Origin of the sequence: Collinsella sp. CLA-SR-H006, assembly GCF_040097075.1 — a bacterium.
GTDB lineage: Bacteria > Actinomycetota > Coriobacteriia > Coriobacteriales > Coriobacteriaceae > Collinsella.
In genome coordinates this window covers 34,167-45,847 of record NZ_JBBNPD010000007.1, presented here as the reverse complement: position 1 = coordinate 45,847, position 11,681 = coordinate 34,167, and the positions used below count along the sequence as shown (strand labels likewise).

Sequence of the window (11,681 nt, the reverse complement as noted above, 5' to 3'; positions counted from 1 at the left end):
GAGGAAGGCTCAGATGAGCGACAGCAAGCATGTGACGTATGAGGATGCCGGCGTCGATACCGCCGAGGGCGGCCGCGCCGTCGACGCTATTAAGCAAATGGTTAAGGACACCAACCGCCCCGAGGTTATCGGCGGCATCGGTGGCTTTGGTGGCCTGTTCTCGGCCGCCGCGCTTAAGGATATGGAAGATCCGATCCTGATCAGCGGCACCGACGGCGTGGGCACCAAGCTCGTGCTCGCCCAGATCATGGACCGTCACGAGACGGTGGGCCAGGACCTGGTCGCCATGTGCGTCAATGACATTTTGGCTTCGGGCGCCGAGCCGCTGTTCTTCCTGGACTACGTTGCCATCGGTCACATCGAGGCCGAGCACATGGCAAAGATCATCAAGGGCGTGGCCGACGGCTGCAAGCTCGCGGGCTGCGCGCTCGTGGGCGGCGAGATGGCCGAGCACCCGGGCGTCATGGCTCCGGCCGACTACGACCTCGCCGGCTTTACCGTGGGCGTCGTCGATCGTCCCAAGATGCTCGACCCCGCGAACGTCCGCCCCGGCGACGTAATTCTGGGCCTGCCTTCCACCGGCGTGCACTCCAACGGCTACTCGCTCGTGCGTAAGGTCATCGGCGTCGACGGCATTAAGCCGGGCACGCCCGAGGCCGCCGCTAAGGCCGAGGAACTGAGCCGTCCGCTCGAGGAACTCGGCGGCGCATCGCTGGCAGACGCCCTGTTGGCCCCCACGCGCATCTACGTCAAGCCGATTCTAGAGCTGCTGCGCGGCGGCGCCAACGTGCACGCCATCGCCCACATCACTGGCGGCGGTATTACCGAGAACCTCAACCGCGCGCTCGCCGACGACGTCGACGCCGTGGTCACCCGCAACGGTGCCGAGATGGGCTGGGACGTTCCGCCCGTCATCACCTATGTGTCGCGCCAGGCCGAGCTCGCGCCCAATGAGGCATGCAAGACCTTCAACATGGGCGTTGGCCTGTGCCTGATCGTCGCCCCCGAGGACGAGGCCGCGGTGACCGAGGCTCTGGTCGCGCTGGGCGAGAAGCCGTTCCGCGTGGGCGAGTGCGTCGAGGGTTCCGGTAAGGTCGTGTACTCCGATGAGCGCTAACGAGCAGATGACTGCTGCCGAGGGCCTGGATTTTGTGCCCTATACCCGTCCGACCGGCACCGATACGGCCGAGCCGCTCAAGATCGGTGTGCTCATCAGCGGTTCGGGTACCAACCTGCAGGCGCTGATCGATCTGATCGCCGTCGGCAAGCTCAACGCTTCGATTGAGCTTGTGGTGTCGAGCCGTCCTTCGGCTAAGGGTTTGCAGCGCGCTGAGCGCGCGGGCATCCAGACGCTCACGCTGTCCAAGGATGTCTACGCCGACCCCATCGCCGCTGACGAGATCATCGCGCACGAGCTTCTCGAGCGCGGCTGCGAGTATGTGGTCATGGCCGGCTACATGCGCATGGTGCACACGCCGCTGCTGGCGGCGTTTCCCAACCGCGTGGTCAACTTGCATCCGGCGCTGCTGCCGAGCTTTACCGGTGCGCATGCGATTGACGATGCCTTTGCGCGCGGCGTCAAGGTAACTGGCGTGACCGTGCATTTTGCCAACGAGATCTACGACAACGGTCCCATCATCGCCCAGCGTGCGCTGGCTGTTGAGGAGGGCTGGGATGTCGACACGCTCGAGGAGCACATCCACGCGATTGAGCACGTGCTGTATCCCGAGGTCGTGCAGATGCTCGCCGACGGCCGCGTCCACGTGCTGGAGAGCGGCAAGGTCGCAATTGACGCGCCTCGCGGCTAGCGGCGCACAGTACAATTTAGCCGAGTAGTCAGGGTGGTCATTGGTGCCAAGGCGCGCGTGGCCACCTTTTGTTTTGGGTAGTCATCGGGGACGGTCTTTAACGACTAGTCATTCAAGAACGTCGCAGGTGACTAGATGAGAGAGGTGAGCGCATGGCGGATAACGAAGCGCTGTTTACGCCTGAGTTGGTGTTTTTTGATTGGGAGTGCTCAACGCCGGATGAGGTGCTTGCGCGGCTCGAGGGCGAGCTTGCACCACGTGGCTACATTGCGTCCGGTTGGCTCGACGCCGTTCGCACGCGCGAGGATGCCTATCCCACGGGTCTTGCCATGCCGGCGGCAAACATTGCCATTCCGCATACCGATCTGGGGTTTGTGGCCAAGCCCTATATCGCGGTGGTGAAGCCCGCCGCGCCCGTGACATTTAACGCTATGGCTGGCATGGGCGCTCCGGTGCCGGCGCAGATCGTCATCAATTTGGGTATTGCCGAGCCGGGCGGCCAGGTCGAGGCCCTGCAGGCACTCATGAACATCTTTATGGGCGCCGATGCCGCAGCCGACGTGCTCGGCCAGACCACGCCCCAGGGCATGGTCGACGCCATCCGCCGCTACTTCTAAGGTGGGGCTGAATCGGCACTTGGGGACTGTCCCTAACTGCCGGCTGCCAGAGCTGTCCCCTTTGCACCAAAATGGTGCAGATTAACCTGTCCCCAATGCACCAAGCGTGCCGCGGGGGCTGCGTTGTGACACAATGGCGTTTGTTCGATTCGTTATGCGAAAGGCCAACTATGGCAAATAAGAAAAAGAACCCCGCGCCCGAGCCGACGCCCGAGCAGCAGGCTCGCGCCGCCTCCAGTTCTCGCAAGAAGCAGCGCAAGACGTACGTGTCTAAGACCGTCAAGATTGTCCTGGTGGTTATTGGCGTGCTGGCAATGCTGCTTTCCGTCTCGGCCATGGCGTGCTCCGGCCTTATGTCGCAGGCCGAGGATACCTCGGGCTACAAGCTGACCGGCGGTGTTGCTGCTACTATCAACGGCACCAACCTCACCGAGGACACTGTGACCAAGCAGATCATGAGCATGCGCACGTCCTACGGCTACACCAAGGACGAGGATTGGGCGCAGTATCTGGTTGACAACGACCTCACGCCCAAGAAGTACCGCAAGCAACTCATCGACTCCTACACGCAGCAGATTCTGCTTCAACAGGCACAGAAGGAGAACGGCGTGACGGTGTCGGATGAGGAGGTCGAGAAGGCTTGGAAGGACGCGTGCAAGAGCGCGGGCGGTGCCAAGGCCTTTAAGAAGACCCTCAAGACCTACGGCTATACCGAGGACACCTACAAGGACTCGCTCAAGGAGAGTCTGGCGCAGCAGAAACTCAAGGATGCCGTCGCGCCCACGAGCAAGCCCAAGGACAGCGAGATTGTCGATTACATCAACGAAAACCTGTCCAGCTACAACGACGCCCGCCGCTCGTCGAACATCCTGATCAAGGTTGATTCCGACGCCTCCGACGAGGACAAGGCCGCCGCCAAGGCCAAGGCGCAGGAGTGCCTGGACAAGATCAACTCCGGTGAGCTGAGCTTTGAGGACGCCGTTGAGCAGTACTCCGAGGACACAGGTTCCAAGGAGAAGAAGGGCGATGTGGGCTGGGATAAGCTCACCACCTTTGTCGACAGCTACCAGACGGCGCTCGAGGGGCTCAATAAGGGCGACGTGAGCGAAGTCGTCGAGTCGACCTATGGCTACCACGTCATCAAGTGCACCGACTACTTCCATGTCGATAATCAGGTTGATGACATCAACCAGGTGCCCAAGGCCATCAAGAAGTACGTTTCCAACGTGGTGAAGACGCAGGCGGCCAGCACCGCGTACAGCGAGTGGCTGGAGCAGTACAAGAAGGATGCCGACATCACCGTCAACCCCATGCCCAAGGACGTCCCGTATAACGTCAGCCTGAAGGGCGTCACCAAGAGTTCGACCGACGATTCGTCGACGACTGAGTAATCATGGGGCGGTGCTCGCGCGAGTGCCGCCCACCCTATTAGAGAGGATTTGCAGATGACCAACGAAGAGCTGCAGAAGGAAATGATCGCGGCCATGAAGGCCAAGGACAAGGTTCGCCTGTCCATCATTCGCCAGGTTAAGGCCGAGGTGAAGAATATCGAGGTCAACGAGCGCCGCGATGTGACCGAGGAAGACGTCAACAGCATGATCAAGCGTCTGATCAAGCAGACGAGCGAGACGCTGGAGATGTCCATCAAGGCCGGTACCGACCAGGAGCGTACCGACAACCTGACCGAGCAGGTCAAGATTCTGGAGAGCCTGCTGCCCGCGCAGGTTTCGGGCGAGGAGCTCGAGGCCCTGATCGAGCAGGTTATCGCCGAGCTGGGCGCTACTTCCAAGAAGCAGATGGGCCGGGTTATGGGTGCACTGGGCAAGGCCACCGGCGGCAACTTCGATAAGCCGGCCGCGGCAAAGATCGTCGGAGCAAAGCTGGCTTAAGGGTTGGCCGACACATAGCCGATGCTGAGGGGCGTGACCATTGCGGTCGCGCCCCTTTTTGCTGGGCTGGGCACTCATTGGGGACAGACTTAAATGAGTGCCCAATGAGCAGATACTCATTTAAGTCTGTCCCCAATGAGTGGGTGGAAGGTTGCGGGTTCTTTACGGGGATGTAGTGTGGGCTGCGGAAACGTGGTTCTTTCCGTACAATAGTTCAACTCGTGTAAACGCAGGGAAGGGACATTCATGGCAGACATGATCGAGATCAAGCATCTCAACAAGTACTTTGGCGACCTGCATGTGCTCAAAGATATCAATCTCACCGTCAAGCGCGGCGAGAAGCTCGTAATGATCGGGCCTTCCGGTTCGGGTAAGTCGACGCTCATCCGTTGCGTCGATTATCTGGAGGAGCCCACGTCGGGCGAGGTCATCATCGACGGTACGCCGCTCACCAAAAAGAACCACCTGGAGATGGCTCGCAAGTATAGTTCCATGGTGTTTCAGCAGTTCAACCTGTATCCCAACATGACGGTGCTCGGCAACCTGACGCTTGCGCCCATCAAGCTGCAAAAGAAGAGCAAGGAGGAGGCGACCGAGATCGCCATCGCCGCGCTCAAGCGCGTCGGCATGGCGCATAAGGCCGGCGAGTATCCGCAGAATCTCTCGGGCGGTCAGCAGCAGCGCATCGCCATCGCCCGTGCCCTGTGCACCAAGCAGCCTATTATCCTGTTTGACGAACCGACCTCGGCGCTCGACCCCGAGATGGTCCAGGAAGTCCTGGACGTTATGATTGAGCTCGCGCAGGAGGATATCACCATGATCTGCGTGACGCACGAGATGGGCTTTGCGCGCCAGGTGGCCGACCGCGTCATCTTTATGGAGGACGGCCGCATCCTGGAGGAGGGCACGCCCGAGCACTTCTTCGATAACCCCGAGAACCCGCGCTGCCGCGAGTTCCTGTCCAAGATTCTGCACTAGGTGCGGTGATGGACATGACGGATATGACGAGGGCGGCCGTGTCGCGCCGTCACTTTTTGCAGCTGGCGGGCGCCGGCATGCTTGCGCTGACGGGGACCGCGCTTGCCGGTTGCGGCAACTCCACCAGCAGCGAGGGCTCCGACAAGGGGTCCAAGCTTGCGGCCATCAAGTCGCGTGGCCATCTGAATGCCGGCGTTAAGAAGGACGTTCCCGGCTATGGCTATTACGACACCGCCAAGGGCCGCTTTGAGGGCATGGAAGTTGATTTGTGCTACCAGATCGCTGCTGCCGTCTTTGGCGTGAGTTACAAGGAGGCCCGCGCCCAGGAGCTTGTCGAGTTTACCGATGTAACGCCCAAGACGCGCGGCCCGCTGATCGATAACGGCCAGCTTGACGTGGTCGCGGCGACCTACACCATCACCGACGAGCGCAAGAAGAGCTGGGATTTCTCGACGCCGTACCGCACCGACTACGTGGGACTCATGGTCAAGAAGCGTTCGGGCTTTACCTCGATTGAGGACCTGGACGGCAAGGTCATCGGCGTGAGCCAGGGTGCTACCACGCAGGGCCTGATCGAGCAGATGATCAAGGACAACGGCTTTAGCTGCAAGCCCGAGTTTAGGGCCTTTAGCGGCTACCCCATCATCAAGAGTTCGCTCGACGCCGGCAATATCGATGTCTTTGCCATGGACCGCTCCACGCTGGCCGGTTACATGAACGAGACCGTTGAGCTGCTGCAGCCCGAGGTCAAGTTTGGCGAGCAGGGCTACGGCGTGGCGACCAAGAAGGGCTGCGACCTTTCGGCCGTGGTCGATCAGGTGATTTGCGATCGCCTGGCCGACGGCTGGCTCGACCAAGAGGTCAAGACCTGGGGTCTTGTATAGGCGCATCGTCCAAGGAAGGAATCAAATGCTCGAAGGATTATTTGACGCCGACCGTTGGTCGACGACATTCCAAAACATGGGGCCCTTCTGGGAGGGCTTTGGCGTGACGCTGCAGGTGGTCGTTGCCGGCCTGCTGCTGTCGCTGGTGCTGGGCACGCTGCTGGGCGTGTTCTCTACCACTCGCTCGCGCGTGCTGCGCGCCATAAGCCGCGTGTACGTGGAGTTTTACCAGAACACCCCGTTGCCCGTGCAGGTGCTCTTTATGTACATGGCCGGTCCGCAGTTTTTGCAGGCCATAACCGGTGCCGACCAGCCGGTGCGCATCGCGCCGTTCGTGCTGGGCTTCTTGGGTGTGGGCCTGTATCACGCGGCCTACATTTCGGAGGTCATCCGCACTGGTATCGAGGCGGTTCCGCGCGGTCAGATGGAAGCGGCCCAGAGCCAGGGCTTCACCCGTGCGCAGGCGTATTGGTACATCGTGCTGCCCCAGACATTCAAGATCATTCTGCCGCCGCTGTGTAACCAGGCGCTCAACCTGGTCAAGAACACGTCGGTGCTGGCACTTGTGGCCGGCGGCGACCTTATGTACCGTTCCGACAACTTTGTGAGTCTGTACGGTTACCTGCAGGGATACATCGTCTGCTGCCTTATGTACTTTATTATCTGCTTTCCGCTCGCCATGCTGGTGCAGTGGCTCGAGCGCCGCTCCAAGGAGCGTCCGCGCGGCGTGAGCCTGGCCGAGCTGGGGCTCGACAACGTAGAGGAGGCCTAGCGCATGGAAATCTTCAACGCGACCAACCTGCTCTACATTTGGGGCGGCTTTGTTAAGACGATTGAGATCTCGGCGCTGTCGATCTTTTTCTCGCTCATCTTTGGCACGGTGCTGGCGCTCGTTAAAAGCTACGCGCCCCGCCCGTTCCGTATTTTGGTGAGCGCCTATATCGAGCTGTTCCGTTGCACGCCGAACCTGCTGTGGATCCTGTTTATCTACTTTACGGTGCAGGGTTTGGACATTGTGATTTCGACCATCGCCTTTACGCTGTTTACCAGCGCTGTTATGGCCGAGATTGTGCGCGGCGGCCTCAACTCGATTCCGCGCGGCCAGTTTGAGGCAGCGCAGAGCCAGGGCTTCGGCTTTTTTGCCACCATGCGCTACATCATTCTGCCGCAGACGTTTAAGACGATCATTCCGGCGCTGTTTAGCCAGTGCACGACCGTCATCAAGGACAGCTCGTTTCTTTCGGGCATTAACGTGGCCGAGCTCATGTACACGGCAAATGTCGTGATGGCCCACGCGATCGATCTGTCGCAGGTTCTTATGCTCTACGGCTTGGTGTTTGCGATGTACTTTGTGCTCAACTTTGGTATCTCGCTGCTGGTCCGAGCGTATCAACGTCGTATCGTGGCAGCGTAGAATGTGACAAAGGGACTGTCCCTTTGTCACATAGAGAAAGGAATCGCGATGAGCGATCTGGAGAATAAGAAGAATCCTGTGGTCATTACCATCGCGCGCGACTTTGGCGCCGAGGGCCACGAGATTGGTCGCATCCTCGCCGATGAGCTGGGGATTCCGCTGTACGATAACGAGCTGCTGGTGCGTGCTTCGCTGCGCGCGGGCGAGTCGCTCGACAAGATGGCCGCCTACGACGAGCGTCTGGCCGTGGAGAACATGGCGTTTCTGCCCGACCGCTACGATGCACGTTCGTACTCGGATAAGTTGTTCCAAAAGATGAGCCAGGTGATTTTGGATCTGGGTGAGACCGAGAGCTGCATTATCGAAGGCCGTCTGTCCGATTATCTGCTGCGCAACAACCCCAACCACATCGCCGTGCTGGTGACTGCGCCCTTTGAGGACCGCGTCGAGATCGTGCGCAAGAAGCGCGGCCTCAACAAAAAGAAGGGCGCCAAGCTGGTCAAGCAGCAGCAGAAGGCGCGCGAGGCGTTCTATAAGCGCTACAGTGCCGGAAAGTGGAAGATGACGAGCGGTAAAGACATCGTCGTCAACCGCGCCAAGCTGGGCCGCGAGGGCTGCAAAGACGTTATCGCCGCTGCCTACCGCTACAAAGTGGCCCAGCTCGAAGGCTAACCGACCAAAACCATCACAAAGGTGCCTGTCCCTATCGTGGTGGTCGGGCGGCCGGCATAGAAAAAGTCCCCGCCGGGCGTGTGCTCGACGGGGACTTTGCCGTTTGGTGGTTAGCGCTGTAGGTGATTACTCGCCCAGCAGGCTCTTGGTGATGGAGACAGCGGCCTTCTTGCCGGCGCCCATCGCCAGAATGACCGTAGCGGCACCGGTGACGATGTCGCCGCCAGCCCAGATGCGGGGATCGGTGGTCTGGCCGGTCTCCTCGTCGGCGACGATGTAGCCCCACTTGTTGAGCTCCATCTTGCCGCCGATCTTGGCAGCGAAGGGGTTGGCGTTGGTGCCGATAGCCGAGATCGCGACATCGCAGGGGATCTCCTCGATGGCGCCCTCGATGGGCACCGGGCGACGACGGCCGGACTCGTCGGGCTCGCCGAGCTCCATCTTCTGGACCTTGACGGCGCACACGGAGCCGTCCTCGCCAGCGACAAACTCGAGCGGGGAAACGAGCGGCAGAACCTCGACGCCCTCGGCCTTGGCGTGGTGCAGCTCGGCACGACGGCAGGGCATCTCGTCCTCGGTACGGCGGTAAGCGATGATGGCGTGCTCGGCGCCCAGACGCTTGGCGGTACGGACGGCGTCCATAGCCACGTTGCCGCCACCAAAGACGACGACGTTCTTGCCGTGCTTGGTGGGGGTATCGTACTCGGGGAACTTGTTGGCCTTCATCAGGTTCACGCGGGTGAGGTACTCGTTCGCGAAGAAGACGTTGGGCAGGTTCTCGCCGGGGACGTTGAGGAACTTGGGCAGGCCAGCGCCGGTCGCCACGTAGATGGCGTCGAAGCCCTGCTCGAACAGCTCCTCGGCCGTGGCCATGTTGCCCACGACGGAGTTGTACTCAAACTTGACGCCCATGTCCTCCAGGCCGTCAATCTCGCGCTTGACGACCGCCTTGGGCAGACGGAACTCGGGGATGCCGTAGACCAGCACGCCGCCACCGGTGAAGAAGGCCTCAAAGACGGTAACGTCAAAGCCGTTGCGGGCGAGCTCGCCGGCGCAGGTGATGCCGGACGGGCCAGAGCCGACGACGGCGACCTTCTTGCCGTTCTTGGGAGCCATCTTGGGCGTGGAAGCGAGCTCGGGGCGGTCACCCAGGAAGCGCTCGAGCTGGCCGATGGCCACAGGCTCGGACTTCTTGCCACGGATGCACTTGCCCTCGCACTGGTTCTCCTGCGGGCAGACGCGGCCGCAGATGGCGGGAAGCATGGAGTCCTCGCGGATGGTATCGAGAGCGCCGCCGAAGTCCTTCTCGCGGATCTGCTCGATAAAGCGGGGGATGTTGATGTTGACGGGGCAGCCCTCAACACAGAACGGCTTCTTGCAGTTGAGGCAGCGCTCGGCCTCGGCCAGCGCCATCTCCTCGGTGAAGCCCTTGTCGACGGGGCGGAAGTCGCAGGCGCGCTCAGCAGCCGGCTCCTCGTTATCGGGGGTGCGGGGCGACTTCATATCGGCAACGAAACGACCGTTAACTAGTGGCATGCGCAGCTCTTTTCCTCATAGGCCTTGAGGGACTCGCCCTCTTCGGAACGGTAAGCGGCCTGGCGGGCACGAAGGTCATCCCAGTCGACCAGGGTGGCATCAAAGTCGGGGCCGTCGACGCAAGCGAACTTGGTCACGCCGCCCACCTCGACGCGGCAGCAGCCGCACATACCGGTGCCGTCAACCATGATGGGGTTGAGGGACGCGGTGATGGGGGTGTCGTACTTCTGGGCGGTGAGGGTCGAGAACTTCATCATCGGAACGGGGCCGACGCAGAAGACCTGGCTCACGGCCTTGTCCTGCAGCAGGCGCTCCAGCGGAGCGGTGACAACGCCCTGCTCGCCGTAAGAACCGTCATCAGTGGTGATATGGATGTGGTCCTCGTCGAGGAGCTCGCGGAACTGGTCCTCCATGAGCAGGAGGTCCTTGGTGCGGGCGCCCATGATGGCGTGCACCTCATGACCGGTCTCGACCAGGTGCTTGGCGACCGGGAAGGCAATTGCCAGGCCGACGCCGCCGCCAATGACGGCGCAGGGGCCCTCAGCCATCTCGGTGGGAACGCCCAGCGGGCCCACGACGTCGCGCAGCGACTCGCCGGCCTCGTAGGTGGACAGCATCTCGGTGGTCTTGCCGATCACCATGAAGATGAACTCGACCCAGCCCTCGTCACCGTTCCAGCCGGCCAGGGTAAACGGGACGCGCTCGCCCGTCTCGTTGGCGCGAACCATGAGGAACTGTCCAGCGTGCGCATGCTTGGCGATTGCGGGCGCCTCGATGCGGAACTTGAACACCTTCTCCGAGAACTGCGTCTTCTCCAGGATCTTATACATAGAACCCCTCTCTTGTTAGGGCCGCCGAACCGTGCCTCCACGGAAATGGACGGTAGCCCGAATAAAACCGTACGTGCACAGGCGTTGTGCAGACATACGGTGCAAATTATACCCTCATGAACATGTCGCTTACGTGTGTCTTCGGCGGTTGGGAGCAGGGTTTATCTACTTCGGCCTACCAAACAGGGGCAGGTTTATTTTGGTCAGTCTTATCGGGTAAAACGGCAAAGGGGGCCGGCCTCGGGTTGTGATGAGGCCGGCCCCCTTTGGGGTGCTATGTGCGTATGGTGGCACGCGGTTGATTGCGATGCCGCAACTGGGGCGTTTCCGCAGGTAAAACCTGCCAAAATAAACCTGTCCCTAAACGATAGGTTTTAGTGCTTGCCGTTGGCGGAGGCGGCGCCGTTGACATGGTCGCGGGCATAGACCACGCCGTGCACGATCGCCAGGCCGGCGGCGTCGGCCGCGCGGGCGCAGGTGTCCTGGAAATCCTCGGCCTCGCGGGCACGCAGCTGCTTAAGCACGTAGTCGGCGACGGCCATCTTGCCGGGAGGGTTGCCGATGCCGGTGCGGATGCGGCTGAAGTCGCGGCTGCCCATCTTGTCGATGATGGAGCGCAGGCCGTTGTGGCCAGCATGGCCGCCGCCCACCTTAACACGCACGTCGCCGGCGGGAATATCGAGCTCGTCGTGGATTACGAGCAGTTCCTCGGCCTTGATCTTGTACTCGCGGCAGAGCTTGGAGATGGGACCGCCCGAGGTATTCATGTACGACTGCGGCTTGACCAGCACAATCTGGCGCTTGCCGCCCTCTTCCTCGGGGTCATTGATGTTGATGAGCGCGACCTCGGCGCCTGCCTGGTTTTTCCAGTACGTGACGCCGGCCTGACGGGCCAGCTCGTCGATTGCCTTAAAGCCGGCGTTGTGGCGGGTCTCGGCATATTCCTCGCCCGGGTTGCCAAGTCCGGCAACCATGCGAATCTTAAGCGGCTGTGCAGCTGCCATATTTGTCCTCCGTTACGTAAATAGTTCAATCAACGACAAAGGCTACCAC

13 protein-coding genes are annotated in these 11,681 nt (G+C 61.1%); 10 read left to right on the top strand and 3 right to left on the bottom strand.

The genetic code is table 11. The features are described from left to right. Positions 1-13: 13 nt before the first annotated feature. From purM to AAA069_RS05325, 10 genes are all read left to right on the top strand, one after another. Entirely contained in the window at positions 14-1,117 is a 1,104-nt protein-coding gene (gene purM / locus AAA069_RS05370; protein ID WP_055251557.1) for a phosphoribosylformylglycinamidine cyclo-ligase, read from the top strand. Further along, positions 1,107-1,808, top strand: coding sequence for a phosphoribosylglycinamide formyltransferase (purN, locus tag AAA069_RS05365; protein ID WP_349127766.1), 702 nt, complete (start codon positions 1,107-1,109; stop codon positions 1,806-1,808). Before purM ends, purN begins: the two co-directional genes overlap by 11 nt. Before the next feature lie 152 nt (positions 1,809-1,960). Next, entirely contained in the window at positions 1,961-2,425 is a 465-nt protein-coding gene (locus AAA069_RS05360; protein WP_349127765.1) for a PTS sugar transporter subunit IIA, read from the top strand. Between the two features lie 170 nt (positions 2,426-2,595). Further along, complete coding sequence (locus tag AAA069_RS05355; protein ID WP_349127764.1) at positions 2,596-3,816, top strand: peptidylprolyl isomerase; 1,221 nt, start codon at positions 2,596-2,598, stop codon at positions 3,814-3,816. A 54-nt stretch (positions 3,817-3,870) separates the two neighbouring features. Next, positions 3,871-4,314 carry a GatB/YqeY domain-containing protein gene (locus tag AAA069_RS05350; protein WP_349127763.1) on the top strand — a complete coding sequence of 148 codons (444 nt, stop codon included), beginning with the start codon at positions 3,871-3,873 and terminating at the stop codon, positions 4,312-4,314. Positions 4,315-4,560: 246 nt separating this feature from the next. Beyond that, a complete protein-coding gene (locus tag AAA069_RS05345; protein WP_055251548.1) occupies positions 4,561-5,292 on the top strand; it encodes an amino acid ABC transporter ATP-binding protein in 732 nt (243 codons plus the stop codon). An 8-nt stretch (positions 5,293-5,300) separates the two neighbouring features. Then, the gene (locus tag AAA069_RS05340) at positions 5,301-6,176 is read left to right on the top strand and encodes a transporter substrate-binding domain-containing protein (protein ID WP_161144972.1); all 876 of its coding nucleotides are present in this window, start codon (positions 5,301-5,303) and stop codon (positions 6,174-6,176) included. Between the two features lie 25 nt (positions 6,177-6,201). Continuing rightward, entirely contained in the window at positions 6,202-6,948 is a 747-nt protein-coding gene (locus tag AAA069_RS05335; RefSeq protein WP_035136546.1) for an amino acid ABC transporter permease, read from the top strand. Between the two features lie 3 nt (positions 6,949-6,951). Next, on the top strand, positions 6,952-7,590 hold the full coding sequence (locus tag AAA069_RS05330; RefSeq protein WP_349127762.1) for an amino acid ABC transporter permease: 639 nt from the start codon (positions 6,952-6,954) through the stop codon (positions 7,588-7,590). A gap of 48 nt (positions 7,591-7,638) precedes the next feature. Beyond that, the gene (locus AAA069_RS05325) at positions 7,639-8,262 is read left to right on the top strand and encodes a cytidylate kinase-like family protein (RefSeq protein ID WP_117734775.1); all 624 of its coding nucleotides are present in this window, start codon (positions 7,639-7,641) and stop codon (positions 8,260-8,262) included. Positions 8,263-8,388: 126 nt separating this feature from the next. On the opposite strand, the gene gltA is transcribed toward AAA069_RS05325, so the two are convergent. The 3 genes from gltA to pth form a co-directional block, all read right to left on the bottom strand. After that, positions 8,389-9,798 (bottom strand): NADPH-dependent glutamate synthase, encoded by a 1,410-nt coding sequence (gene gltA, locus AAA069_RS05320; protein ID WP_349127761.1) that lies wholly within the window; start codon positions 9,796-9,798, stop codon positions 8,389-8,391. Further along, positions 9,789-10,628 (bottom strand): sulfide/dihydroorotate dehydrogenase-like FAD/NAD-binding protein, encoded by an 840-nt coding sequence (locus AAA069_RS05315; protein ID WP_006235793.1) that lies wholly within the window; start codon positions 10,626-10,628, stop codon positions 9,789-9,791. Before AAA069_RS05315 ends, gltA begins: the two co-directional genes overlap by 10 nt. A gap of 374 nt (positions 10,629-11,002) precedes the next feature. Beyond that, positions 11,003-11,632 (bottom strand): aminoacyl-tRNA hydrolase, encoded by a 630-nt coding sequence (gene pth / locus AAA069_RS05310; RefSeq protein ID WP_006235792.1) that lies wholly within the window; start codon positions 11,630-11,632, stop codon positions 11,003-11,005. Positions 11,633-11,681: the final 49 nt, after the last annotated feature.

Bases quoted from the DNA above. Each gene is read 5' to 3' on its own strand.
- purM (WP_055251557.1), top strand. From the start codon at position 14: ATGAGCGACAGCAAGCATGTGACGTATGAGGATGCCGGCGTCGATACC.
- purN (WP_349127766.1), top strand. From the start codon at position 1,107: ATGAGCGCTAACGAGCAGATGACTGCTGCCGAGGGCCTGGATTTTGTG.
- AAA069_RS05360 (WP_349127765.1), top strand. From the start codon at position 1,961: ATGGCGGATAACGAAGCGCTGTTTACGCCTGAGTTGGTGTTTTTTGAT.
- AAA069_RS05355 (WP_349127764.1), top strand. From the start codon at position 2,596: ATGGCAAATAAGAAAAAGAACCCCGCGCCCGAGCCGACGCCCGAGCAG.
- AAA069_RS05350 (WP_349127763.1), top strand. From the start codon at position 3,871: ATGACCAACGAAGAGCTGCAGAAGGAAATGATCGCGGCCATGAAGGCC.
- AAA069_RS05345 (WP_055251548.1), top strand. From the start codon at position 4,561: ATGGCAGACATGATCGAGATCAAGCATCTCAACAAGTACTTTGGCGAC.
- AAA069_RS05340 (WP_161144972.1), top strand. From the start codon at position 5,301: ATGGACATGACGGATATGACGAGGGCGGCCGTGTCGCGCCGTCACTTT.
- AAA069_RS05335 (WP_035136546.1), top strand. From the start codon at position 6,202: ATGCTCGAAGGATTATTTGACGCCGACCGTTGGTCGACGACATTCCAA.
- AAA069_RS05330 (WP_349127762.1), top strand. From the start codon at position 6,952: ATGGAAATCTTCAACGCGACCAACCTGCTCTACATTTGGGGCGGCTTT.
- AAA069_RS05325 (WP_117734775.1), top strand. From the start codon at position 7,639: ATGAGCGATCTGGAGAATAAGAAGAATCCTGTGGTCATTACCATCGCG.
- gltA (WP_349127761.1), bottom strand. From the start codon at position 9,798: ATGCCACTAGTTAACGGTCGTTTCGTTGCCGATATGAAGTCGCCCCGC.
- AAA069_RS05315 (WP_006235793.1), bottom strand. From the start codon at position 10,628: ATGTATAAGATCCTGGAGAAGACGCAGTTCTCGGAGAAGGTGTTCAAG.
- pth (WP_006235792.1), bottom strand. From the start codon at position 11,632: ATGGCAGCTGCACAGCCGCTTAAGATTCGCATGGTTGCCGGACTTGGC.